Source organism: Nocardia mexicana NBRC 108244, from assembly GCF_001613165.1.
Lineage (GTDB): Bacteria > Actinomycetota > Actinomycetes > Mycobacteriales > Mycobacteriaceae > Nocardia > Nocardia mexicana.
Genome location: NZ_BDBV01000124.1, coordinates 1 through 23,210 on the forward strand (window position 1 = coordinate 1; position 23,210 = coordinate 23,210).

The window sequence follows — 23,210 nt, forward strand, 5'->3', positions numbered from 1 at the left end:
GCTCGTTCGCCACCGCCCGCTCCTCGTCGGCCCGGGTGGCGGCCGCATCCGCCGGGCGAGCGGGCGCCGGATGCTCGAGGCCGCCGCACACCGCGCAGGGCTGCCCCTCGGTCAGCGCACCGGCCAGTTCGGCGGCCATTCCCGCGAGGCGGCGCTCCCGCACGTCGAGGGTGCGCTCACGGGCGTCGACATGTGCGGACCGGGCCGTCTCGTAGTCGGTGCGCGCCTGCGCCGCTTCCGTTCGGCGCCGGACCAGTTCGATCGCGGCGGTCGCGGCGGTGCGCAATCGCTCGCATTCGGCGGCCAGCCCCGGTAGCCCGGCCATCGCATCGGCCGCCTCGCGCAGTCGCACCTCGGCGGTCCGGATGGACTCCGGCAGCTCCGCGCGCCGGACCGACAGCTTCTCGGTGCGGCCGGTCAGCTCCGCGTATTCGGTGCGCAGACTTGCCAATTCGGTTGTCAGCGCGCTCGCCGACTCCGCATCGGCCCGCACCTCGTCCAGCGCCCCGATCTGTGCCGACCACCGCTGCACGGCCGGTTCCAGGCCGTATTCGGCGGCTACCTCCTCGATCGAGGGGTCCGGATCCGGGGCGGCGGGCAGGAAGCTGTCGATCGAGAACAGCTCCAGCTCGACAGGCTGGGTCAGGTCCGGGGTCGGCGTGGCGGGTTCACCGGAATCCGTTGTGCCCGTGCTCGACTCGTCTCCGCCGGTCTCTTCCCGCTGGGCGGCGGCCGACCCGGGCGCCGCCGAAACATCCGGTGCCAGCGCGCCGAGGTCATCCGCGAGGTCCGTTCCGGACAGCTCCGCCGTGGCGAGATCTGCCGCGGCCCAGCCGGTTCCCTCCAACTCCGCGCTCGGTGGCTCGAGCAGGCGCGCCGCCAGGCGTTCGGCCGTCGCGCGGGCCTCATCGGTGCGGCGCCGCAGCACCACCGCAGCCGAGCGCGCCTCGGTGAGGGCCGTGGCGACCGGTTCGGCGCGGCGGGATCGGTCGAGCTCGTCGGTCAACTGTGCGCGGCGGTCGGCCCCCTTCGCGTGCTCGTCGAGTTGGGCGCGGGCCACTGTCAGTCGACGCCGCAGCTCGTGCAGGCGGCGCTGTTCCTCGGCGGCGGTCTGGGCGCGGGCGGAGTCCCGCTGACAGCGTTCGAGTTCCGTTGCGGCGGTGGTCAGGTCGGTGCGGGCGGTCGCCAGCAGCCGCTGCGACCAGTCGACGGACTCCAGCGGGCCGACGGTCTCCGTGGCACCGGCACCGGCGGCGACGCCCACCTGGGCGATCAGCCGGTCGATGCTCAGCCGCTGCGCCTCCAGGTCGGCGCCGCTCTCCCGCCGCCGCTGCGCCAGCCATTGCTCGGCGGTGCCGAACCGCTCGGTGTCGAAGAGCTTTTCGAGCAGCCGCTCCCGATCCTCGTTGTCCGCCTGCAGGAATCGCGCGAAATCGCCCTGCGGCAGCAACACGACCTGGAAGAACTGATCGGCGCTCATGCCGAGCAGGCGGTTCACCTCGTCACCGATATCCGGTATGCGGGAAAGGTTCCGGCCGCGCCCGTCCAGCCACTCCAGGGTCGCGGCGGCCTGTTCGGTGGCCCAGCCGGTGCCGCGCTTCTTCGGCCGCTGGAATTCCGGCGAGCGAATCAGGCGCAGGCGGCGGCCGCCGAGCGTCGCCTCCAGCGTGACCCGCGGCGGCGTCTGCGGATCGGCGTGGTCGGAATGCAGCCGCTTGCTCTCCCCGCGCGCCCCGGGCACCCGGCCGTAGAGCGCGAACGCGATCGCGTCCAGCACGGTGGTCTTTCCCGCGCCGGTCTGCCCGTGCAGCAGGAACAGTCCGTCGGCGCCCAGCTCGTCGAAGTCGACGGCCGCGGCGGTGGCGAAGGGCCCGAAGGCCGTCATCTCCAACCGATGCAGCCTCATGCGCGGCCTCCGCGCGGCGCCGAGTGTGCGAGGCGACGGCTCATGCCGAGAGCTCACCGGTCGCGGGGGCCAGCGCCTCGGATTCGCGTTCGGCGACGGCAGCGACCAATGCGCGCTCCACCCACTGCATTTCGCCCGGCGTGGGGTCGCCGCGGACATCGGTGAGAAAACTGCGCGCCACCTCGGTGTCGCGTCGGCCGTGCACCCGCTCACGGTAGCGCAGCTCCGGATTGCCCTCGGGCCGAGACCATTCCACGTGCACGGCGTGCGGGAACCGGGTCCGCAGGCGGCGCAGCGCGTCCACCGGCCGGGCGTGGTCGGTCAGCGTCGCCGAGACGTAATCGTCCTCGGCCGCAGCGTGTGCCGGGTCCGCCAACAGCTCCTCGAGCGGGCCGGTGAGCTGCGAGAGCCCGCGCACCTCGGGAAGGTCGTGGCGCACGACCTCGGTCAGGCCGTCACCGTCGAGTTCGAGGATCCAGACGGCCTTGCGATGCGAGCGCTCGGCGAACGAATACGGTAGCGGCGAACCGGAATAGCGCACCGACTCCGACAGGGTCTGCGGCGAATGCAGGTGGCCCAGCGCCACGTAGTCGATGCCGTCGAACGCGCCCAGCGGCACCGTCTCCACGCCGCCGATCGAGATGGACCGCTCCGACCCCGTCGCCTCGCCGCCCACCACGAACGCGTGCGCGAGCACCACCGACCGCGGAGTCCCGCGCTCGGCGAGATCGGCACGGATGCGCTTCATGGCGGCATCGAGAATCTCGGCGTGCGAACGCGCCTCGGGCACCCCGAGTTCGGCGCGGGTGATCTCCGGCTCCAGGTAGGGAATGCCGTAGCAGGCGATCTCGCCGAACTCGTCGGACAGCAGCACCGGCCGCCACATATCGGCCACCGCGGTGCGCAGATGCAGCCCGCCCGCTGCCGCGAAGCTACCCAGCGCGCCGAGGCGAGTCGGCGAATCGTGGTTGCCGGAGGTTGCCACGATTACGGCCCCCGCCGCGCGAATCGCCTCGAACCCGCGGTTGCACACCGCAATCGCGTCCGCGCTGGGAATCGATCGGTCGTACACATCCCCAGGCAGCAACACCGCATCGACCCGCTCGGCGGCCACGAGCTCGGCAATGGATTCCAGCGAACGTGCCTGATCGGCAAGCAGATCGACGCCGTGGAACGTGCGCCCGATATGCCAGTCCGACGTATGCAGCATCCGCATGCCGCGAAACCGTAGCCCCTCCTACCGACAGAGACGAAACCGCCAGGCCGAGCCCCCACCAACCTGTCCCAAAATCGCCAGCCACACCGGGCAAACAACCCGAATGTCCGGCGGCCCGCCTCCACACACCGCCCGCGGTTTGCCCGCTTCCCCACTCTTGTCGGTGGCATGGGGCACTATCTGCACCTATGACCGCACCGATGCTGTTTGCGCTGCTGTTGGTGTTCGCCGCCGGGTTCGGGCTCGGCTGGCTGGGGCATGCCGCGCGGGCGGGCCAGCGCGCGGCCGCGGCGGAGGCGCAGCTGGCGGCGCTGCGAGACAACGAGAGACTGCTGCGGCAGTCGCTGAGCGCGGCGAACGAGGATGCGGCACGGCGTAATTCGCATGCGGTCGGCACCCTGGTGGAGCCGCTGCGAGAGGCGGTCGGCGCGTTGAATCAGCACCTCCAGCAGGTCGAGCACAATCGCATCAACGCCTACTCCGGCCTGCGGGAGCAGGTGGCGGGCATGCAGCGGGTCTCGCATCAGCTGTCCTCGCAGACCGGGCAGCTGGTGTCCGCGCTGCGGGCGCCGCAGGTGCGCGGGCGCTGGGGTGAGATCCAGCTGGAGCGAGTGGTGGAGCTGGCAGGGATGTCGCGGCACTGCGATTTCGACACCCAGGTCAGTGGCTCGGGGCAGGACGGCGGGGTGCGGCCCGATCTGGTGGTGCGGCTGGCGGGCGGCCGCCAGATCGTCGTGGACGCCAAGGTGCCGCTGACGGCCTATCTGGACGCCACCGCCGAGGACGATCCGCGGCCGCGCGGCGAACAGCTGGCGCGGCATGCCAAACATCTCCGCGCGCATATCGATCAGCTCGCCGACAAGGCGTACTGGACGGCGTTCGACCCCGCTCCGGAGTTCGTGGTGCTCTTCGTCCCCGGCGACCCGTTCCTGGACGCCGCGCTGACCGCCGATTCGGGGCTCCTCGAATACGCCTTCGGCCGGAATGTGATCCTCGCAACACCGACGACGCTGATCGCGCTGCTGCGCACGGTCGCGTTCGGCTGGCGTCAGGAGGCGCTGTCCCGCGATATGGCGACGGTCCAGCAATTGGGCCGGGAGCTGTACACGCGCCTGGGCACCACGGGCCGCCACCTGGACCGCCTGGGTGCGCAGCTGGGTAAGGCCGTAGACGCCTTCAACCACACGGTCGCGGCGGTGGAGTCGCGGGTGATGGTCACCGCCCGGAGGCTGCACGAGTTGGAGATCGGAGATCGCGAGGTTCCGGCAATCGGCCGCGTGGAGTCCTGGCCGCGTGCGGTCGGACTGGCCGAGACCAGCGAGTAAGCCGTCCATCCGCCCGGCGTCGAGACACGTTTCGGCCGCGGCAGATAGTGTGCTTTACGTGGCAGCTACCCAACGCGAGCGATCCGAGGTGCCCGCATCGCACCGCTCGATTATCCCGTCGGTGCCCGGTGTCCCCGCCGGCGCCGCGGTGTTGATCGCGGTGGCCTGCACTTTTATCGGATTCTTCATTGATGCGGGCAGCAGCGGCAAGGAGCTGACCCGGACGTTCTCGGTCGCCTACATCGTGGGCTGTGTGCTGGCGGCGCTGGTGGTTCGCTACCGCGGCCTGTTCACCACCATGGTGACGCCGCCGCTGCTGCTGTTCGTCTCGGTCCCGCTGGCCTATCAGCAACTATTGGGGCGCACGTCGACCTCGGTGAAGGACGTTCTGCTGAATCTGGCGATTCCGCTGGTGAACCGGTTCCCGACGATGGCGATGGCCACCGTGCTGGTGCTGCTGATCGGCGGTGGCCGCGTGCTGATGCACCGGCGGGAGGCACAGGACACCGGCGGCGACCGCACCCGCAAGAGCACGACCCGCGGGCCGCGACCGGGCGATCGTGCCCGCCGGACCCGCCCGGCCGGGCAGTCCGATACGCTCCGCCGACGCGCGCGTTCGTCGGGATCCGCGGCGGCGGCCGACGCCGACCCGGAGCCTGCCCCCGCGCGACCGAGTCGCCGGACCTCCGGACGCGTCGCGGAGCGCCCGCCCCGCGTGTCCCCCACTCCGGCCTATCCCCGTGCCTCGGATCGCGCCACAGCGAACGAACAACCCTCGCGGCGCGCCCGTCCGCAGCGCAATGGCGACGTCCCGCCGCACCCGCGCCCGAATGTCCGCTACCGCGACCGGGATTCCGGACGCATCGAGCGCTGACATACGCCCCCGGCGAGCCCGCTCCGCGCATCATCGTCCCCACACCGGGATTGATCGCTTCCCCCCGCGAACGACGTTACGCCCAGCTGGAAGGTGCAGCCGGTGGACGCTTCTTCGACTCAGCGGCGGGCGGCGCGCAGTTCGCGAGGCAGCGAGAAGACCAGGGTCTCGTTGGCCGTGGTGACCGGCTGAACCTCGCCGTAGCCGTGTTCGGCCAGCAGGTCCAGGACGCCGCGGACGAGGAGGTCGGGCACCGAGGCGCCGGAGGTGACGCCGATGGTTCGCACGCCCTCGAACCACGCCGGATCCACCTCGCGGGCGAAGTCGACCAGATACGACGCGGCGGCGCCGGCGCCGAGGGCGACCTCGACCAGGCGCTTGGAATTGGAGGAGTTGCGCGAGCCGACCACGATCACCAGATCGCACTCCGGCGCCATCGCCTTCACCGCAGTCTGGCGGTTGGAGGTGGCGTAGCAGATGTCGTCGCTCGGCGGGTCCTGCAGGTTCGGGAAGCGCTCTCGCAGCCGCTGCACCGTCTCCATGGTCTCGTCGACCGAGAGGGTGGTCTGCGACAGCCAGATCACCTTGTTCTCGTCGCGCACGGTGACCGCGTCCACCGATTCGGGGCCGTCGACCAGCTGGACGTGGTCGGGCGCCTCACCGGCGGTGCCCTCCACCTCCTCGTGGCCCTCGTGGCCGATGAGCAGGATGTCGTAATCGTCGCGGGCGAAGCGCTTGGCCTCCTGGTGCACCTTGGTCACCAGCGGGCAGGTGGCGTCGATGGTGTGCAGGCTGCGGGCGGCGGCCGAGGCGTGCACCGCGGGCGACACACCGTGCGCGGAGAACACCACGGTGGCGCCCTCGGGCACCTCGTCGGTCTCTTCGACGAAGATGACGCCGCGCTCGCGCAGGGTCTCCACCACGTGCCGGTTGTGCACGATCTCCTTGCGGACGTAGACCGGGGCGCCGTGCTTTTCCAGCGTGCGTTCCACGGTTTCCACCGCGCGATCCACACCGGCGCAATAGCCACGCGGTTCGGCGAGCAGCACGCGTTTGGCCGCGCCGGTCTCACCCGACCCGGCCGACCGCGCGATTCCTACATTCAACGGGATAGCCGAGGACATGTCCCACAGCTTACGTGCGCGCCATGCGACTCGCCCAGGAGGCGGCCCGCCGGCGACACCCCCGACACGCCCGCCGACCGGCCCAATCGCCGATTCCGGCGAATACACCCCGATATCGGCGACCGGCGCCGCGGCTGATTTAGTAGAGACATGGGTAATTCTCCCGGCCCCACCCTTTGCATCACACCGCGTTTCGGGCACGCTATGACCATGTTTCGACCGCCGTTCTTCGCCCGCGTTGCCGCCGGGGCAGCCGTGTACGCCCTCGAGGAAACCCGTCGGCTACCCACTGCGGCAGTGAATTTCCCGATCACCGCCATCAGCCAGCTGCTGCAGACCACCATGCACGCGCAGCAGTTCGTGACCAGTCTCGCCCTGAAGGGTGACGCCGTATTCGACCGTTTGGCCAATCGCCCGGTCGAACAGCCGGAGTGGGCCACTTTCGACGAGGACATCGAGCCCGAGCAAACCTTCGGCTCCCCCTTCGATTCGGCCCGCGTGAGCCGTTTCGACATGTTTTCCGAGCCCGAGCCGGAGCCCCCCGCCGCACCGGAACCGGCCCCCGAGCCCGAACCGGCTCCCGCCGAATCCGTCACCGTCGCAACGGCTTCCAGCAACGGCAGCGGCGGCAGCGTCGAGGTGATCGAGCCGGAGGTCGCCGCCCGCTACGACTACACCAATATGACGCTGGCACAGCTGCGCGCCCGCCTGCGCATGCTGAGTGTCGAAGATCTCACCGCCCTGCTCGACTACGAGCAGCAGACCCGCGACCGGGCGCCGTTCGTGACCATGCTGACAAACCGGATCGCTACTGTGCAGGCCCAATGACGGAGCGCAGCGACGCGCCGACCGACACTCCCGGTGGGTCGGCGCGTTCTGCTGACCCGGCCGGAAATCGCCCCGCGAACTCGGCCGAGCAGCCGTGGCCGGTGCGCAGCATCGCCGTCAAGGTCGCGCAGTGGATCGAGCGGCTCGGCAGCGTCTGGGTGGAGGGTCAGATCACCCAGATCTCGCTGCGGCCCGGGGCCCGCACCGCGTTCCTGGTGCTGCGCGATCCGGCCGCCGACATGTCGCTCACGGTGACCTGCGCGCCGGAGCTGCTGCGCAATTCGCCGGTGCCGCTGCAGGAGGGCAGCCGGGTCGTCGTGTACGGCAAGCTCTCGTATTTCACCGGCCGCGGCACGATCTCGTTGCGGGTCACCGAGATTCGGCCCGTCGGCATCGGCGAGCTGCTGGCCCGCATCGAGCGGCTGAAGGCGCTGCTGGCCGCCGAGGGCCTGTTCGACCCGCGCCTGAAGCGCCCGATTCCCTTCCTGCCCAAGGCCGTCGGCCTGATCACCGGCCGGGCGAGCGCCGCCGAGCACGATGTGCTGACCGTGGCGCGGGAGCGCTGGCCCGCGGTCCGGTTCGAGGTGCGCAACACCGCGGTGCAGGGCCCGACGGCGGTGCCCCAGATCCTGGACGCGCTGGCCGAACTCGACCGCAATCCCGACGTCGAGGTGATCGTGCTGGCCCGCGGCGGCGGCAGTGTCGAGGATCTGCTGCCCTTCTCCGACGAGACGCTGTGCCGCGCCATCGTCGCGGCCACCACGCCGATCGTGAGCGCCATCGGGCACGAGCCGGACAATCCGATCGCCGACCACGTCGCCGACCTGCGCGCGGCCACGCCGACCGATGCCGCCAAGCGGGTCGTCCCGGACGCGGCGGCCGAGCTGGCGCTGGTCCACGAGCTGCGCGAACGCTCGGCCGCGGCGCTGCGCGGCTGGGTGCAGCGCGAGTCCCGCGCCCTGGAGCAGCTGCGCTCGCGGCCCGTGCTGGCCGATCCGCTGCGCCTGCTCGAGCAGCGGCACGAGGAGGTCGAGCGGTTGCGCGCGGCCACGCACCGCGCCGTCGACCACCTGCTCACCGCCGAATCCACCACCACCCGGCATCTGCGCGACAAGCTCACCGCGGTCGGTCCGGCGGCCACCATGGCCCGGGGATACGCGGTGGTGCAACGGGTTACGGGCCGGGAGCGGCACGTGATCCGCGCCGTGGCCGACGCGCCCCCGGGCACTCAGCTGCGGATCCGGGTCGCCGACGGCGCGATCAGCGCCGCCACGCTGGGCAGTCAGAACTTGGGTGGGACACGAAACACGAAGGAGGCGAACGATGACCGACAGTGACCTCGCCGAGATCTCGACGTTCGGCTACGAGCGTGCCCGCGACGAGCTCGTCAACGTCGTGAAGATGCTGGAGCAGGGCGGCATGGACCTGGACGATTCGCTGGCGCTGTGGGAGCGCGGCGAGGCGCTGGCCACCCGCTGCGAGGAACATCTCGCCGGTGCCCGCAAGCGCGTCGAGGACGCGCTGTCCCGCCGCGACGCCGAAAGCGAATAGGCCCATGAGTATCCGCCGCGCCGTACCGGATCTGCAGCCCGCCGATATGGAGCGCACCCGGGCCTTCTATCGGCAGCTCGGGTTCGAGGAGGTGATGGACCTCGGCTGGGTCGTCACACTCGCCTCGCCGTCGAACCCGACCGCGCAGATCATCCTCTTCGGCGCGAATGCCGAGGAGCCGCAACCGAATATCAGCGTCGAGGTCGACGACGTGGACGCGGTCCACGAGACGATGGTGGCCGCCGGGGCCGAGGTCGTCTACGCGCTGCGCGACGAACCGTGGGGTGTGCGAAGGTTTTTCGTGCGCGACCCCGACGGCACCGTCGTCAACGTCGTCAGCCACGGCTGACCGCGGCGCCCGCGCTCAGCTGAGCATCCGCACCAGGCGGTCGTGGACCGTCCGCCAGCTGTCGGGGCCGAGGTCGTGCTCGTTCAGCAGCTCCAGCATCCGCACCACCTGCAGGGCCCGAACCCGCTGCACGAGAGCGGGATCGGACGGATCGATCCCCGCGCCGTCCAGGAAGGCGGGGAACGCGGAGGTGAACACCTCGGGCCCGGCGAAGCTCACCGACCACGCCCACCACGCCACGTCGAACAGCGGATCGGCCAGCCGCACCGATTCGAAGTCCAGCAGGCCGGTGATCGAGGTGCCCTCGACGAGGACGTTCACCGGCGCGAAATCGCCGTGCGCCAGGACGGCCGGGCGGCCCTCGAACAGGTCGGGCAGATCGATCAGCACCGATTCCAGGGCATCGCCCTGTTCGGCGGACAGCGCGGGCGCCAGGCATTCGGCCCACGCGTCGGCGCGCGCGGCGAGGTAGCGCGGGCGGGCCCACGCATCGTCGAGATCGAGATCGTCGCAGGACAATTCGGAGAAATCGGCGAGCATCGCCCCCATCGACCACGCCACGAGCGGAAACCGCGGACCACGCAGCCCGGTTTCCGGGCTGTCGGGCACCGGGACGCCCGGTAGCGCCTCGAACACGATCCACGGCGGGTCGGCGTCCAGGTCCGACTTGCGGACGCCCGGAATCGTAATTCCCTTGTCCGCGGCCGGTTTCCGCAAGGCGTCCATGATGCGCACCCGGCGCTCGCCGTCGGCCCGATGCCGATAACGCTGCAGCACAACGCGGGTGTCGTCGGCGAGGGTCACCATGTCGGTGCTGTTCTGAGTGCCCCATTCGGCGGGTATCGAAGCGCTGACCTCTTGCCCCACCGTCTGCTCGAGCCAGCCGATATCCGCACGTTCCACTTGCCTGACGTTAGCGGGAGTACCCGGGCCCACGCCACGAAACGGGGAGCCCGCAGGTCGTGGATCTGCCTTACGGGGTGATCGGCCGAGCGGATCCGACCGCGCCCGCCAGCGTCTTGTAGGCGTCCTGGTTCCCGGCGCCCTTGACGACCGCGCGCACCGGCCCGAAGTCGGTGATCCAGGCGGGTTCGCTGCCCTCGACGTGGTAGACGGTCCAGGTGTGCTCGCCGATCTGCTGGGTGCCGCTGCGCGAACGGGTGTCCAGCATGTGCTTCGCGAGCGCGTCGGCGGTGGCGTTGGACTGCGACAGCTGCATGTAGGTGCCCTGCGGTGTGATGAAGCCGACGGTGCTCACCGCTCCCCCGCCCGCACCGGCCACGGTGTCGCGGCTGCCGGAGTTCGGCTTCCAGTCCTCGGGCAGGGCGGGCTCGCGCACCGGGAACGGCAGCGTGCGCGCATCGTCGCGGAGGGCGGCGTGCGCGTCGAAAACCGGAATCTTCCCCGGTGTCGGGCCGTTCGCCGAGAAGCTGCACTGGCTGGCGATCGCGGCGATCACCAGGCAGATCAGCACCAGCGGAAGCAACGACCAGAACAGGTCCTTGTAATCGTGCTGACTGCGCGGCTTCTGGTACGACACGCCCCAAGTATCCACGCCCGCGGCCGTCCGCCGCCGCACGGGCTCCCGCACTCGAGACGTCGGCCACGCGCCCCGGCGACCGGACCGGATCATTACGGAAGTGGAACGCCAGTGCCTGATCGAGGCCGCGAACCGTCTGCGACAATTTGCCCAGCAGTAGACAACTCGAGGAGGCACCCCACATGACGGCACCCCAGCCCGCACCGAGCCGCCGTGAGGCCCCGGACCGCAACCTGGCACTGGAATTGGTCCGGGTGACCGAGGCCGGCGCGATGGCGGCGGGCCGCTGGGTCGGCCGCGGCGACAAGGAGGGCGGCGACGGTGCCGCGGTGGACGCGATGCGCCAGCTCGTGTCCACGGTGTCGATGCGCGGCATCGTCGTGATCGGCGAGGGCGAGAAGGACGAGGCGCCCATGCTGTACAACGGCGAGGCCGTCGGCGACGGCACCGGCCCCGACGTCGACTTCGCGGTGGACCCGATCGACGGCACCACGCTGATGTCGAAGGGCTCGCCCGGCGCCATCGCGGTGCTGGCGGTGGCCGAGCGGGGTGCGATGTTCGACCCGTCGGCGGTGTTCTACATGGACAAGATCGCCGTCGGCCCGGAGGCCGCCGACGTGATCGACCTGTCCGCGCCCATCGCGGAGAACCTGCGCCGGGTCGCCAAGGCCAAGGGCTCCTCGGTGTCCGACCTCACGGTGTGCGTCCTGGACCGTCCCCGGCACGCCCGCCACATCCAGGAGGTCCGCGATGCCGGGGCACGCATCCGGCTGATCTCCGACGGCGACGTGGCGGGGGCCATCGCCACCGCCCGTCCGGATTCCGGCACCGACGTGCTGATCGGCGTCGGCGGCACCCCGGAGGGCATCATCGCCGCGGCCGCCATGCGCTGCATGGGCGGCGCGATGCAGGGCAAACTGGCGCCGAAGGACGACGAGGAGCGGCAGAAGGCCGTCGACGCGGGCCACGACCTGGACCGCATCCTGTCCACCGAGGATCTGGTCTCCGGCGAGAACGTCTTCTTCTGCGCGACCGGCGTCACCGACGGCGATCTGCTGCGCGGCGTGCGCTACTTCGGTGGCGGCGCGTCCACGCAGTCCATCGTGATGCGCTCGAAGTCCGGCACCGTGCGCATGATCGACGCCTATCACCGGCTCACCAAGCTGCGCGAGTACTCCTCGGTCGACTTCCTCGGCGACGAGCACGCGGTTCCGCCGCTGCCCTGATCCGGGCCCGCGATGCTCGACGGCGAGTGGCTCGCCGCACTGACCCGGACGGCCCGGGAGGCCGGTGCCGAGGGCGAACCCGAGGTGCTGTCCGACCGGGCCGACGGTCCGGTGGTCCGCGTGGGCGACGTGGTCGCCAAGGCCCACGCCTCCGACACCGATGACTCCGCCCTGCGGGCTCGCCTGGGCGTGGCTGCCGATCCACTGCTGCAAGATGTGCTGCTCCCGCCGCTCACGGTCGGCGGCAGGCTCCTACAGCATCACGCCGGACGGCCGATCACGGTGTGGCAGTACGGCATTCCCGTCGACCCCGACGATCCGGACGCGGCACCGTGGGAGCACGCCGCGGCGCTGCTCGCCCGGCTGCACAGATCCGCCCCGCGTGCCGAAAGCGGATCGCCCCGTCTCGACCGTTCGGCCGCTGCGGCACCGAGTGATCCGGGCGCGCGCCGTTTTCCCCACCCCAGAGCGGGAGATCCGGGACAACCGTTGCCGAGGGCGACGGGCGAGTCTCGCCTACCGGTGGCCGGTGCCCCGGACCGGGTGCGGCGAGCCATCGCTCGTCTGCGGGCGGCGACGCACGCCCATCCTGCGGCGGCCGCGGCAGTGCTGCGCGCCCACGACCAACTGCCGGAGCTGGAGAATGTTCCGAAAGCGCTCGTACACGGCGACTTTCATCTCGGCCAGCTGGTCCGGGCGCCGGGTGGCGCATCCCCGGCACTGCCGCGCGAGTCGGATACCCGGCCGCATGACCTCGCGTCCGGCACCGACCTTCGCGATCAGCTGATCAACGGTGAGAACCCTTGGCGTCTGATCGACGTCGACGACCTGGGCATCGGGGACCCGGTGTGGGATCTGGCCCGCCCGGCGGCGTTCTTCGCGGTGGGCATTCTCGAACCCGTTGCGTGGGAACGGTTCCTGGGCGCCTATCGCCGCCGCGGCGGTCCCGCGGTGTCGTCGCAGAGCAACGAGTGGGCGGCCCTGGACCTCCCCGCGCGGGCGCTGGTGGTCCAGCATGCGGCGCTGGCGGTGGTGAAAGCCGGTGCGGCCCTGGACGATCTCGACACGGCGCTGATCGATGCCTGCGTGCGCATGTCCTAGCTCACGTATTGTGGTTGGCGCATATCGTCCGTCCTGCATACGCGCAGGAGAGCCAGGGAGTTCAGCCGCATGCACTGTCCTAAATGTCACGGTTCGATGCACACCTACAACCGCAGCGGGGTACAGATCGAACAGTGCTCCAACTGCCGGGGGATCTTCCTGGACTACGGCGAACTCGAGCATCTGACCCAGTTCGCGTCCGGCTATGCGGCGCCCCCGCCGCCGCCCGCGGCGCCCGCGCCCGGTTGGGGCGCACCGCATCACGGCTACGGCCACGGGCACGGCCACTACCGCAAACGCGGTTTCGGCCACATGCTGTTCTCGTCCTGACCGGCGCGAAGAGCACAGCACACCGGCCGCGCCGAAGACCGGGCGCTATTCCCGCCGATCCGCGCCGCCGGTGTGCGAAAGCCCTCAGGCGTGGCAGCCCACTCCGGCTGCGCGCGGGCTTAGGGTCGGAAGTATGAGCGACGACCAGACGCAGTACCGCATCGAACACGACACCATGGGCGAGGTTCGCGTCCCGGTGAACGCGCTGTGGCGCGCGCAGACGCAGCGAGCGGTGGAGAATTTCCCGATCAGCGGCCGCGGCCTGGAGCGCGCCCAGATCCGCGCGCTCGGCCTGCTGAAGGCCGCCTGCGCGACGGTGAACAAGGATCTGGGACTGCTGGACGCCGCCAAGGCCGACGCGATCGTCGCCGCCGCCACCGAGATCGCCGACGGCCGCCACGACGACCAGTTCCCGATCGACGTGTTCCAGACCGGCTCGGGCACCAGCTCCAACATGAACGCCAACGAGGTCATCGCGAGCCTGGCCGCCGGGAGCGGGACCACGGTGCATCCCAACGACGACGTGAACATGTCGCAGTCGTCGAACGACACCTTCCCCACCGCAACCCATCTGGCCGCCACCGAGGCCGTGGTGACCGACCTGATTCCCGCCCTGGAGCATCTGCGGCTCCGGCTGCTGGACAAGTCGACCGAGTGGCGCACGGTGGTGAAGTCCGGCCGCACCCACCTGATGGACGCCGTCCCGGTGACGCTGGGACAGGAGTTCGGCGGCTACACCCGGCAGATCGCCTCGGGCATCGAGCGGCTGATCGCCACGCTGCCCCGGCTCGGCGAGCTGCCGATCGGCGGCACCGCGGTCGGCACCGGGCTCAACGCGCCGGACGGCTTCGGCACGAAGGTCGTTGCGGAACTGCGGAAGTCGACCGGACTCGACGAATTGTCCGAGGCGCGAGACCATTTCGAGGCACAGGCGGCCCGCGACGGACTGGTCGAGGTGTCGGGCGCGCTGCGCACCGTCGCCATCTCACTGACCAAGATTGCCAACGACATTCGCTGGATGGGTTCGGGCCCGCTGACCGGCCTGGGCGAAATCCAGCTGCCGGATCTGCAGCCGGGCTCGTCGATCATGCCGGGCAAGGTGAATCCGGTACTGCCCGAAGCGGTCACACAGGTGGCCGCGCAGGTAATCGGCAACGACGCCGCTATCGCGTGGGGCGGCGGTAACGGCGCATTCGAATTGAATGTCTACATTCCGGTGATGGCGCGCAATGTGCTCGAATCGATCCGCCTGCTGGCCAATGTTTCCCGGCTGTTCGCCGATAAATGCATCGTGGGACTGACCGCCGATGTCGAGCGGCTGCGCCGGCTGGCCGAATCCTCGCCCTCGATCGTCACGCCGCTGAATTCCGCCATCGGTTACGAAGAGGCGGCCGCGGTGGCGAAGGAGGCGCTGAAGGAGCACAAGACGATTCGCCAGGCAGTTATCGATCGGGGACTCATCGGCGACAAGCTCTCCGAGGCGGAACTCGACCGGCGGCTGGACGTGCTGTCGATGGCGAAGGTGGACGAGGGGAAATAGCCGTGGACACTCGGATGCGCAGGTAGTGCCGCAGAATTGTGGTGCTACCTGCGCATCCCGGCCGTTGTGCCTTTATACGCCGACCAGATCCCTGAGGAAGTCGTATACGTCGGCTCCGAAGTCCGCGAGTGCGGTGACGATGTCGAGAAGCATCGCTCTCTCCTTTCTTGCATCCGCTCATCGAGCGGCTACTTGGCTAATCGCAGGCAATGCCCGCCGTGTTTCACCCAATTACGACGGCCCGGCCACAGCGGGTTTTTGCGAAAGCACAAGAATGGACATACGACCAATTCATTCGACGGTGACGGCCGCCGCCTCGTACTCCTTCAGATCGATATCGTTGGATATCTTGTCCCCCATCTTCGTCATCACCCCGAACATCCGCGACCGCAAGAACCAATTACGCGCTCGAATACCGAGTGCCGTCTTCGGCGCAAGGAAGGAGCCGGGGGTCGTCTTCCCCGCATCCTTGGCGTAGCGGCGCATGATCTCGTCGTACCGTGCGAACGCGACCGTGTGGTCGCCCGCCGCGGCCGCCAGCTCCCCGGCGAGCACATAGGCCCCGACCACCGCCAGCCCGGTTCCGAAGCCGCCCAGCGTATTTCCGTAGGCGGCGTCACCGACCAGCGCGACCCGGCCCCGGGTGTATCCGTCCATCATCTTCACCCGGCTCAGCGAGTCCATATAGAAGCCGTCCAGCCCCGGCAGTTCGGCGAGCATGCGCGGCACCCGCCCGCCCACACCGGCGAAGGTATCGGCCACGATCCGCTGCTGCGCGGCGATGTCGTCGCGGGCGTAGCCGAGCTCCGGCGAGGCGAACATGTACATCTGCGGCGCCTTGGATCCGCCGTCGACCGCGACCCGCCCGGGGGTACTGAAGGCATGGGCGATACTCCGCTCGCGCTCAACCGTGTGGCCGTTGTTCGCGGTGGCGCCCGCGAGGCAGTAGTAGTACCCCAGGAACTCGACGTAGTCCCGCTCCGGCCCGAAGGCCAGCCGCCGGACCCGGGAGTGGATGCCGTCCGCACCGAAGACCAGATCGAAGTTTCGCGCGGGCGCCCGTTCGAACTCGACACGGATACCGTCGGCCGTTTCGGCCAGCGCGGCGATCGAGTCACCGAACAGGTAGTCGCAGGTACCGGACGTCCGCTCGTACAGGATCTCCGCCAGGTCCCCGCGCAGGATCTCCACGTCGCCACCGGTGAATTCGCCTGACATACAAGCCAATTCCCTCCCCTCCGCATCGACGTACAGCATGTCGGTGCGACCGGTCTGCCTGCGCTCGACCTCGGCGAGGATCTCCATGCGCTCCAGGACCGTGCGGTGCGTGCGGCCCTTGAAGTCGACGGCCTGCCCGCCGGGCCGCAGCGCCGGTGCGCGCTCCACCACGGTGACGTCGAAGCCGTATCGGTCGAGCCAGTAGGCGAGGGACGGGCCCGCGATGCCGGCGCCGGAGACGAGGACGGTGGTGTTGCGCATGGCCTTGACCCTTCGTTAATTGCGTCTATCGGACGCTGTTGTTGATTAATAGCGTATGTTGGACGCAGATTCTCGTCAAGCGCTTCTTTCGGGGAGGATGTGCACCATGCCGACACCGACCGCCCTCGAACTGCTGTGGGGCACCCAGCAGCGGCCCAAGCGCGGACCGAAACCCACGCTGACCCTGGACCGGATCGTCACCGAGGCGATCGCGCTGGCGGATGCCGAGGGGCTGGCGAATCTGTCCATGCAGCGGCTGTCCGAGCAGCTCGGCTGCGCCAAGATGGCGCTGTACCGCTATGTGCCCGGCAAGGCCGAACTGACCGCGCTGATGCTGGATATCGGGCTGGGCCGACCGCCGAAAATCGAGGCGGCCGAGGCGGATTCGACCCAGGAGCCGTGGCGGGCGCAGCTTCGGGCCTGGGCGGAGACCATCTTCGAGCGATACCGGGCCCACCCCTGGAGCCTCGAGCTCCTGCCCGGCGTCCGCCCGCTGGGTCCCAACGAGATGGAATGGATGGAGGCGGCGCTCGCCCCGCTCGCCGGAACGGGGCTGACCGGCGCCGAGCGTCTCGACACCGTCGTCCTGCTCAACGGCCACGCCCGCAGTCTCGTCCACCAGACCGCCCGCCTGGGCTACGAGAACACCGAGGCGGAGTTGGCCCGTGCGGTCGGTGAGGTCGTGGCCGCGCATGCCGACCGCTATCCGGAGGTGGTGGCGGCATTCGCGGAGTCGGACCCGACCGGCCCCGACAACGCCCTGGACTACGGCATCGACCGCATCCTCGACGGCGTCGCCGCCCTCATCGCCACCCGCGCCCGCTGATCCCCACAGCCCGCGCCCCCGGCGAGTTGGGAACCGACACGAAGTGTGCGAAACCGTGCGGGAACACTCCCGGAGCGACCGCGCGACGCTTACAGTCGGAGCATGTCCGAGCTACCCGAGTTACAGCAGGATGCGATCACCACCGTGCGCGAGTTCTTCGCGGCGCTCGAGATGGGCGCGGTGGACGAGGCCCTGGACCTGGTCGACCCAGACATCGTCTGGAAGAACACCTCCCTGCCCGATGTCCGCGGGGCCGGGCGCGTCGGCGGCCTGCTGCGCGGGCTGAACCGGCCGTCGTTCGGATTCCGCGCCGATATGAACCACATCGCCGCGGAATCCAACGGCTCCCCCGCCGCGGAGGGCAGCACGGTGCTCACCGAGCGCATCGACTACCTGCGCGCGGGCCCGGTGGAGATCGCCTTCTGGGTGTGCGGCACCTTCGAGATCGTGGACGGCCGAATCACCCTGTGGCACGACCACTTCTCCTGGGAGAACTTCCTGCGCGGCACCGCAGTCGGCCTCTGGCGCGCCATGCGCCGCTGAACCTTTCTCGTCATTCCGGCGTGCTTTTGGCCGGAATCAGGGGCGCAAGTGGGCCAATTCCGCTCGGGCCTGCTCGCCCGCGTCGCTGAAGTCGGTGCGGGAGAAGATGTTCCAGCGCTCCAGCAGCGGCGTGAACACCAGTTCGCCCGTGCGGGCCGGGTCGTAGATGCCGGCCTCGGCGAGCACCTCGGTGCTGTTGCGCCCGTCCGGCAGCGGGACCTCGGGAATGCTGAAGTCGGCGACCTGGTCGGCGATCGCGCGCACGGTCTGGTCCGGCGCCAGGTCGAGGGCGGCGGCGAGGAGATTGGCGAAGAACACCGACTGCAGCTCGTCGTCGACCGCGATCCGCTCGGACATCGCGGTCACGATCGGGTTCTCCTGCAGCGCCGCGGTATTGCGATGGCGTACCGCGGCGGCCGACTCCTCGAAGGCGCAGGCGGCCAGCACATCCAGCAGATGCAGCGCGGGGCGGCGGAATCCGGCGGTCATATGCGCCATCCGCGCGCGCTCCAGCTCCACCGGATCGACCGACCGCGTCACCATCAGGTAGTTGCGGATCATGATCTCGTGCCGGTTCTCCTCGGCCGTCCACCGGCCGACCCACCGCCACCAGGAGCCGGTGCGCAGGTACTTGCCGATCTCACGGTGGTAGGAGGGCAGGTTGTCGGCGATCAGCACACTGACCGTCAGCGCCAGCTTCGCGACCTCGCCGAGCTCCGATTGCTCCGACTCCCAATCGATTCCACCGAGGAAGGAGAAGTTGCGCCCGTCGTCCCAGGGCACGTAATCGTGCGGCTGCCAGCCGTCGGCCTCGTCGATGTGCCGCCGCAGGTTCAGTTCCACCTCCACCGCGAGCGATTCCAGCAGCTCCCGGTCGGTCAACAGAGTTTGCACCCCGACAACCTACCGACTCTGCGGCAGGAATGGGGACCCAACCGGGAACACGCAGACAATCCACAGCAACGGCCCCGGAAACCTTGGGAGGTTTCCGGGGCCGACGTGCGAACGGTGACTACTTCTCCGTCACCGTGGTCTTGCGATCGGCGGCGGTCCAGCTGATCGTTCCGCCGGTGAATTCGCTCTCCTTACCACCGGCGATGTCCTTCTCATCGGTGGTGGGGTAGCCGAGCTTGCCGTTGACGCCGCCGTTGTTCTCCCATTCGACGCCGATGTCACCCCACACCACGTGCGGTCCGGTCTTCTCGCTCCAGCAGATCGAGCCACCGGTGAACTCCTGGCACGAGCCGCCGTCGGGCCCGTCCACCGACGCCTTCTCCGGCGCACCGAGCGCGCTCTGGGGCCCGCCCATCTCGGTGTACTTCGCGAGGATGTTCCCGGAGACGGTGAATTCGCCGTTCGGCGTGGCGATCTTGGTCTCGGTCGCCGCACCGGCCTCGCCGCCCATCGCGTTCTCCGAGGTGGCGGCGGGCGTGGTGGTCGCCATGGCGCTCGTGGACGAGGCCGAACTGTCGGAATCCTTGTTGTCGTCGTTGCTGCAGCCGGCGAACGCCAAGGTCGCCGCAGCAAGCGTCATCGTGCAGGCAGCCGTACGTCGAGCGATGTGGTGCATGTCCTCAACCTCTCGAAAGTGGCTGCCGGTGGCGCCCGCTGGGGACGCCACCGGCAACTCAGGCCGGTGCCCGGCTATGGTTCGGCGAATCGAAGAACTTCGTCTGAAACCACGCCGAACAGGTATCCCGTCGAAATATACCCGTCGACCTGTGAGGTGAAACACATACCAGGGATTTGCCGACCTACGCGTTCGGCCCGTACTCCTCCAACATCTCGGTCACCAGCGCGGCGATCGGCGACCGCTCGCTGCGGGTCAGCGTGACATGCGCGAAAAGCGGGTGCCCCTTGAGCTTTTCGATCACCGCGGCCACGCCGTCGTGCCTACCCACGCGCAGGTTGTCGCGCTGGGCGACATCGTGGGTGAGCACCACCCGCGACCCGCTCCCCAGCCGGCTCAGCACCGTCAGCAGCACGTTGCGCTCCAGCGACTGCGCCTCGTCGACGATCACGAACGAGTCGTGCAGCGAGCGGCCGCGAATGTGGGTGAGCGGCAGCACCTCCAGCATGCCGCGCGAGAGCACCTCCTCCATGACCTCCTGGCTCGCCAGGCCGTCGAGCGTGTCGAACACCGCCTGCGCCCAGGGGCCCATCTTCTCGCTCTCGGACCCCGGCAGATAGCCCAGCTCCTGGCCGCCGACCGCGTACAGCGGCCGGAACACCACCACCTTGCGCTGAGAACGCCGCTCCAGCACGGCTTCCAGGCCCGCCGTGAGCGCCAGCGCCGATTTGCCCGTGCCCGCCTTGCCGCCCAGCGACACGATGCCGATGCTCTCGTCGAGCAGCAGGTCCAGCGCGATGCGCTGCTCGGCGGAGCGGCCGTGCAGCCCGAATGCCTCCCGGTCCCCGCGCACCAGCTGCAGCCGCTTGTCCGGCGTCACCCGGGCCAGCGCGCTGCCGTTGGCGCCGAGTAACCGAATCCCGGTGTGGCAGGGCAGATCCCGGGCCTCGTCGACCTCGACGACGGAGTCGGCGTAGAGCCGGTCGACGGCCTCGGGGGCCACCTCGAGCTCGGCCATGCCGGTCCAGCCCGAGGTGATCACGTCCTGCGCGTGGTACTCGTCGGCGTGCAGCCCGACCGAGCTCGCCTTCACGCGCATCGGAATGTCCTTGGACACCAGGGTGACCGAGTTGCCCTCCGCCGCGAGATTGAGCGCGCAGGCGAGGATGCGGGAATCGTTGGTGTCGGTGCGGAATCCGACCGGCAGCACCTCGGGATCGGTGTGGTTCAGCTCCACCTGGAGCGTGCCGCCCTCGGTGCCGATCGGCACCCGCTCGTCCAACCGGCCGTGCACCAGCCGCAGGTCGTCCAGCATGCGCAGGGCCTCCCGCGCGAACCAGCCGAGCTCGTGGTGGTGACGTTTGCCTTCGAGTTCGCTGATCACCACCAGCGGCAGCACCACGTGGTGCTCGCCGAAACGCGTGGCGGCCCAGGGGTCCGACAGCAGGACGGAGGTGTCGATCACGAAGGTTTTCAGCCCGGATTTGTGGGCAGACTGCGAGGCGTTGGCTCCCTTTCCGGAGCGTGCGCTCTGAGTAGAGCGGGCTTTCGCCGAGGGAGCGATGACGGAGCGTGCATCAGTCACGGTGGGCTCCTTTGTTGTTCGTGCAGCACCCGCACGAACGTTCTCGCTGGACCGGTCCGCCCAGGGGTCAAACGACCCGAGGGCCGGGCGCCGGCCCCCTCGCACTGAATATCTCAGCCACGATCAGGACCTCCCGTACGAGCCACACCGCCGCGGCCCGCACAACCGACGTTACTGCGGATCCACGATTCCGGCTCCCGAGATCGCCAGCGTGTCGGTGAATATGTCGTTAACGCCGGGCCCGTATACCCAGGCGGGCGAAAGCACATGCCGTGACGCACATCTCATTTCGGACACGCGTCGACCGGGGCACGTGCCACGCCGAAAGCGTTAGCGCTCCAGTTGCTCCAGCAGCACCGCCACCTGGCTGTGCCGCGGATCCCGCACCGCGGTGACGAGGGTGACCGGACCCTTCGCGGCCAGCTCGCGCAGCTGCGCCAAACCCTGCTGCGGGGCCTCGGCCGCGAGTTCTGCCCGATACTTCTTCCGGAACTCGGCCTCGCGGTGTTCCGGGTCGGCGTGGAACCAGCGGCGCAGATCGTCGGACGGAGTCACGTCCTTCGCCCACTCGTCGATGTGTGCCCTCTGTTTGCTGACGCCGCGTGGCCACAACCGGTCGACGAGCACGCGCGTACCGTCCGATGCCTCGGCGGGATCGTAGACACGCTTCACCCGGAAACCGGGCCGCGGTTGCTGTGCCATGACTCCATGGCAGCACACATCCGGCCACGGCAGCGGTCCCCACGCCGCCGCAGCGGATAGAGTCGACGCATGGCCGATGTTCAGCAATTGGAGCAGCTGTCTTCGAAGGAGCTGCACGACCGCGCGGTGAAGTACGCCGTCCGGCACGGCGACATACGGTTCCTGTGGCGGCTGCTGGAGTCGATCCCCGCCGCCGAGGCCGCCACCGGCAATATCGGCGAGAGCGAGGCCGACATCAAGTACGTGCTGCCGATGCTCGACGACTATGTGCATTCGGGCGAGGGCGAGATCGCCGACGTGCTCCGGCCGATGTACATCGAGTACCTCGCCGAGCACGACTGAGCTCTTGACCTGGAGTGCGCTCCAAGTTCTAGCGTTGTCGCCATGAGCATTCGCCTCGGCTATCAGATGCCGAACTTCAGTCATGCGACCACGCCTCGCGAGCTGTTTCCCTCGGTGATCGCGCAGGCCCGGGCCGCGGAGGCGGCCGGATTCGACGCCGCGTTCGTGATGGACCACTTCTATCAGCTGCCGGTGCTGGGCGCGCCCGAGGAGCCGATGCTCGAGGCCTACACCGCGCTCGGCGCGCTGGCCACGGCCACCGAGCGCATCCAGCTGTCCACGCTGGTCACCGGCAATACCTACCGCAATCCGGCGATGCTCGCCAAGACCGTCACCACGCTGGACGTGGTGAGCGGCGGGCGCGCGGTGCTGGGCATCGGGGCGGGCTGGTTCGAACTCGAGCACACCGGCTACGGGTACGAGTTCGGCACCTTCACCGAGCGGTTCCAGCGGCTCGAGGAGGCGCTGCAGATCATCCAGCCGATGCTGCGCGGACAGCGGCCGAGCTTCGACGGCGCGTGGTACCACACCCGCGACGCGATCAACGAGCCCCGCATCCGCGACGATCTGCCGATCATGCTCGGCGGTGGCGGCGAGAAGAAGACGTTCGCGATGGCCGCCCGCTTCGCCGATCACCTCAACATCATCTGCAACACCTCGGAACTGCCGCGCAAGGTGGCGGCGCTGCGTCAGCGCTGCGAGGAGGCCGGGCGTGATCCGCAGAGCCTGGAGACCAGCTTCCTGGCCTTCGTGATCGTGGACGAGGACGGCGACCGGGCCCGCAAACTACAGGAGGAACTGCTGCAGAAGCAGGCCGCGCAGGATCCCTCGGGACTGCCGGTGCAGTCGCTGCGCGAGGGCCAGGCCGACCGCCAATTCGTCGGCACCCCGGACGATGTCGCCGAGCAGATCCAGCGGCGGGTCATCGATCAGGGCGTCGACGGCATCATCGTCAACATGGTCGCCAACGGCCACGAGCCGGGCGTGCTGGAGCTGGCGGGTAAGGCGCTGAGTCCGCTGGTGCACCAGGGCTGAGGCACATCCGTCGTCAATCCCCTTGCCCTGCAAGGCGTATCGCGCCGGATGGGCAGGCCTCCACCGCCCGGACCAGCGCCTCGCGCTGCTCCGCGGTGGCGGCCTCGGCCAGCACCACCACCTTGCCCTCCTCGGCATCCTGGTCGAACAGCTCCGGGGCGGTCAGCGCACACATCCCGCCGCCGATGCAGTATTCACGAATTACGGTGAGTTCCATA

At 69.5% G+C, this 23,210-nt stretch carries 25 protein-coding genes; 14 read left to right on the top strand and 11 right to left on the bottom strand.

The features are described 5' to 3' along the window. Together NM1_RS37245 and NM1_RS37250 are read right to left on the bottom strand one after the other, a co-directional pair. Positions 1 to 1,906: AAA family ATPase (locus NM1_RS37245; protein ID WP_157124076.1), on the bottom strand; the 1,906-nt coding region annotated here is incomplete at its 3' end. Between the two features lie 40 nt (positions 1,907 to 1,946). Continuing rightward, complete coding sequence (locus tag NM1_RS37250; protein WP_068031576.1) at positions 1,947 to 3,122, bottom strand: exonuclease SbcCD subunit D; 1,176 nt, start codon at positions 3,120 to 3,122, stop codon at positions 1,947 to 1,949. 188 nt (positions 3,123 to 3,310) lie between these two features. Here NM1_RS37250 and NM1_RS37255 point away from each other — a divergent pair, with 188 nt between their 5' ends. Together NM1_RS37255 and NM1_RS37260 are read left to right on the top strand one after the other, a co-directional pair. Beyond that, on the top strand, positions 3,311 to 4,447 hold the full coding sequence (locus NM1_RS37255) for a DNA recombination protein RmuC (protein ID WP_068031579.1): 1,137 nt from the start codon (positions 3,311 to 3,313) through the stop codon (positions 4,445 to 4,447). Between the two features lie 58 nt (positions 4,448 to 4,505). Then, positions 4,506 to 5,321: a DUF6542 domain-containing protein gene (locus NM1_RS37260; protein ID WP_211339356.1), complete on the top strand. Its 816-nt coding sequence runs from the start codon at positions 4,506 to 4,508 to the stop codon at positions 5,319 to 5,321. Between the two features lie 119 nt (positions 5,322 to 5,440). Here the strand turns inward: NM1_RS37260 and NM1_RS37265 are convergent, their stop codons facing one another. After that, positions 5,441 to 6,445 carry a 4-hydroxy-3-methylbut-2-enyl diphosphate reductase gene (locus NM1_RS37265; RefSeq protein ID WP_068031585.1) on the bottom strand — a complete coding sequence of 335 codons (1,005 nt, stop codon included), beginning with the start codon at positions 6,443 to 6,445 and terminating at the stop codon, positions 5,441 to 5,443. Positions 6,446 to 6,655: 210 nt separating this feature from the next. Between NM1_RS37265 and NM1_RS37270 the strand changes: the two genes are divergently transcribed. The 4 genes from NM1_RS37270 to NM1_RS37285 are packed head-to-tail and all read left to right on the top strand — an operon-like array spanning position 6,656 to position 9,173. Next, a complete protein-coding gene (locus tag NM1_RS37270; protein ID WP_068031670.1) occupies positions 6,656 to 7,273 on the top strand; it encodes a lipid droplet-associated protein in 618 nt (205 codons plus the stop codon). Further along, positions 7,270 to 8,610 (top strand): exodeoxyribonuclease VII large subunit, encoded by a 1,341-nt coding sequence (gene xseA, locus NM1_RS37275; protein WP_068031587.1) that lies wholly within the window; start codon positions 7,270 to 7,272, stop codon positions 8,608 to 8,610. The genes NM1_RS37270 and xseA overlap by 4 nt, the downstream gene beginning before the upstream one ends. Next, entirely contained in the window at positions 8,597 to 8,824 is a 228-nt protein-coding gene (locus NM1_RS37280) for an exodeoxyribonuclease VII small subunit (protein ID WP_068031590.1), read from the top strand. The genes xseA and NM1_RS37280 overlap by 14 nt, the downstream gene beginning before the upstream one ends. Before the next feature lie 4 nt (positions 8,825 to 8,828). After that, positions 8,829 to 9,173: a VOC family protein gene (locus tag NM1_RS37285; protein WP_068031593.1), complete on the top strand. Its 345-nt coding sequence runs from the start codon at positions 8,829 to 8,831 to the stop codon at positions 9,171 to 9,173. A gap of 15 nt (positions 9,174 to 9,188) precedes the next feature. Here the strand turns inward: NM1_RS37285 and NM1_RS37290 are convergent, their stop codons facing one another. Both NM1_RS37290 and NM1_RS37295 read right to left on the bottom strand, forming a co-directional pair. Next, positions 9,189 to 10,076, bottom strand: coding sequence for a phosphotransferase family protein (locus NM1_RS37290; RefSeq protein WP_068031596.1), 888 nt, complete (start codon positions 10,074 to 10,076; stop codon positions 9,189 to 9,191). A 70-nt stretch (positions 10,077 to 10,146) separates the two neighbouring features. Further along, positions 10,147 to 10,713: a DUF4245 domain-containing protein gene (locus NM1_RS37295; RefSeq protein ID WP_068031674.1), complete on the bottom strand. Its 567-nt coding sequence runs from the start codon at positions 10,711 to 10,713 to the stop codon at positions 10,147 to 10,149. Positions 10,714 to 10,895: 182 nt separating this feature from the next. Here NM1_RS37295 and glpX point away from each other — a divergent pair, with 182 nt between their 5' ends. The 4 genes from glpX (at position 10,896) to NM1_RS37315 (ending at position 14,910) form a co-directional block, all read left to right on the top strand. Next, positions 10,896 to 11,939: a class II fructose-bisphosphatase gene (glpX, locus tag NM1_RS37300; protein WP_068031598.1), complete on the top strand. Its 1,044-nt coding sequence runs from the start codon at positions 10,896 to 10,898 to the stop codon at positions 11,937 to 11,939. Positions 11,940 to 11,951: 12 nt separating this feature from the next. Further along, positions 11,952 to 13,040, top strand: coding sequence for an aminoglycoside phosphotransferase/kinase family protein (locus NM1_RS37305; RefSeq protein WP_068031601.1), 1,089 nt, complete (start codon positions 11,952 to 11,954; stop codon positions 13,038 to 13,040). Between the two features lie 69 nt (positions 13,041 to 13,109). Beyond that, entirely contained in the window at positions 13,110 to 13,370 is a 261-nt protein-coding gene (locus NM1_RS37310; RefSeq protein WP_084520414.1) for a TFIIB-type zinc ribbon-containing protein, read from the top strand. A gap of 133 nt (positions 13,371 to 13,503) precedes the next feature. After that, positions 13,504 to 14,910, top strand: a complete 1,407-nt coding sequence (locus NM1_RS37315; protein WP_068031607.1) for a class II fumarate hydratase — start codon at positions 13,504 to 13,506, stop codon at positions 14,908 to 14,910. A 291-nt stretch (positions 14,911 to 15,201) separates the two neighbouring features. On the opposite strand, the gene NM1_RS37320 is transcribed toward NM1_RS37315, so the two are convergent. Continuing rightward, entirely contained in the window at positions 15,202 to 16,389 is a 1,188-nt protein-coding gene (locus tag NM1_RS37320; protein WP_068031610.1) for an FAD-dependent monooxygenase, read from the bottom strand. 106 nt (positions 16,390 to 16,495) lie between these two features. On the opposite strand from NM1_RS37320, the gene NM1_RS37325 reads away from it, so the two are divergent. Then, the gene (locus tag NM1_RS37325) at positions 16,496 to 17,215 is read left to right on the top strand and encodes a TetR/AcrR family transcriptional regulator (RefSeq protein WP_068031613.1); all 720 of its coding nucleotides are present in this window, start codon (positions 16,496 to 16,498) and stop codon (positions 17,213 to 17,215) included. Positions 17,216 to 17,317: 102 nt separating this feature from the next. Beyond that, positions 17,318 to 17,758 carry a limonene-1,2-epoxide hydrolase family protein gene (locus tag NM1_RS37330; protein ID WP_068031616.1) on the top strand — a complete coding sequence of 147 codons (441 nt, stop codon included), beginning with the start codon at positions 17,318 to 17,320 and terminating at the stop codon, positions 17,756 to 17,758. Between the two features lie 36 nt (positions 17,759 to 17,794). On the opposite strand, the gene NM1_RS37335 is transcribed toward NM1_RS37330, so the two are convergent. From NM1_RS37335 to NM1_RS37350, 4 genes are all read right to left on the bottom strand, one after another. Further along, a complete protein-coding gene (locus NM1_RS37335; protein WP_068031619.1) occupies positions 17,795 to 18,652 on the bottom strand; it encodes an acyl-ACP desaturase in 858 nt (285 codons plus the stop codon). A 118-nt stretch (positions 18,653 to 18,770) separates the two neighbouring features. Next, complete coding sequence (locus NM1_RS37340) at positions 18,771 to 19,292, bottom strand: LGFP repeat-containing protein (RefSeq protein WP_246010892.1); 522 nt, start codon at positions 19,290 to 19,292, stop codon at positions 18,771 to 18,773. Between the two features lie 220 nt (positions 19,293 to 19,512). After that, positions 19,513 to 20,805 carry an RNA 5'-3' helicase PhoH2 gene (phoH2, locus tag NM1_RS37345; RefSeq protein ID WP_068031678.1) on the bottom strand — a complete coding sequence of 431 codons (1,293 nt, stop codon included), beginning with the start codon at positions 20,803 to 20,805 and terminating at the stop codon, positions 19,513 to 19,515. A 438-nt stretch (positions 20,806 to 21,243) separates the two neighbouring features. After that, the gene (locus tag NM1_RS37350) at positions 21,244 to 21,615 is read right to left on the bottom strand and encodes a DUF488 domain-containing protein (protein WP_068031624.1); all 372 of its coding nucleotides are present in this window, start codon (positions 21,613 to 21,615) and stop codon (positions 21,244 to 21,246) included. Positions 21,616 to 21,684: 69 nt separating this feature from the next. On the opposite strand from NM1_RS37350, the gene NM1_RS37355 reads away from it, so the two are divergent. Beyond that, positions 21,685 to 21,957, top strand: a complete 273-nt coding sequence (locus NM1_RS37355; RefSeq protein ID WP_068031627.1) for a hypothetical protein — start codon at positions 21,685 to 21,687, stop codon at positions 21,955 to 21,957. 42 nt (positions 21,958 to 21,999) lie between these two features. Further along, positions 22,000 to 22,992 (top strand): LLM class F420-dependent oxidoreductase, encoded by a 993-nt coding sequence (locus NM1_RS37360; protein ID WP_068031630.1) that lies wholly within the window; start codon positions 22,000 to 22,002, stop codon positions 22,990 to 22,992. A gap of 13 nt (positions 22,993 to 23,005) precedes the next feature. On the opposite strand, the gene NM1_RS37365 is transcribed toward NM1_RS37360, so the two are convergent. Continuing rightward, positions 23,006 to 23,209 (bottom strand): ferredoxin, encoded by a 204-nt coding sequence (locus NM1_RS37365; protein WP_068031633.1) that lies wholly within the window; start codon positions 23,207 to 23,209, stop codon positions 23,006 to 23,008. Between the last annotated feature and the right edge of the window lies 1 nt (position 23,210).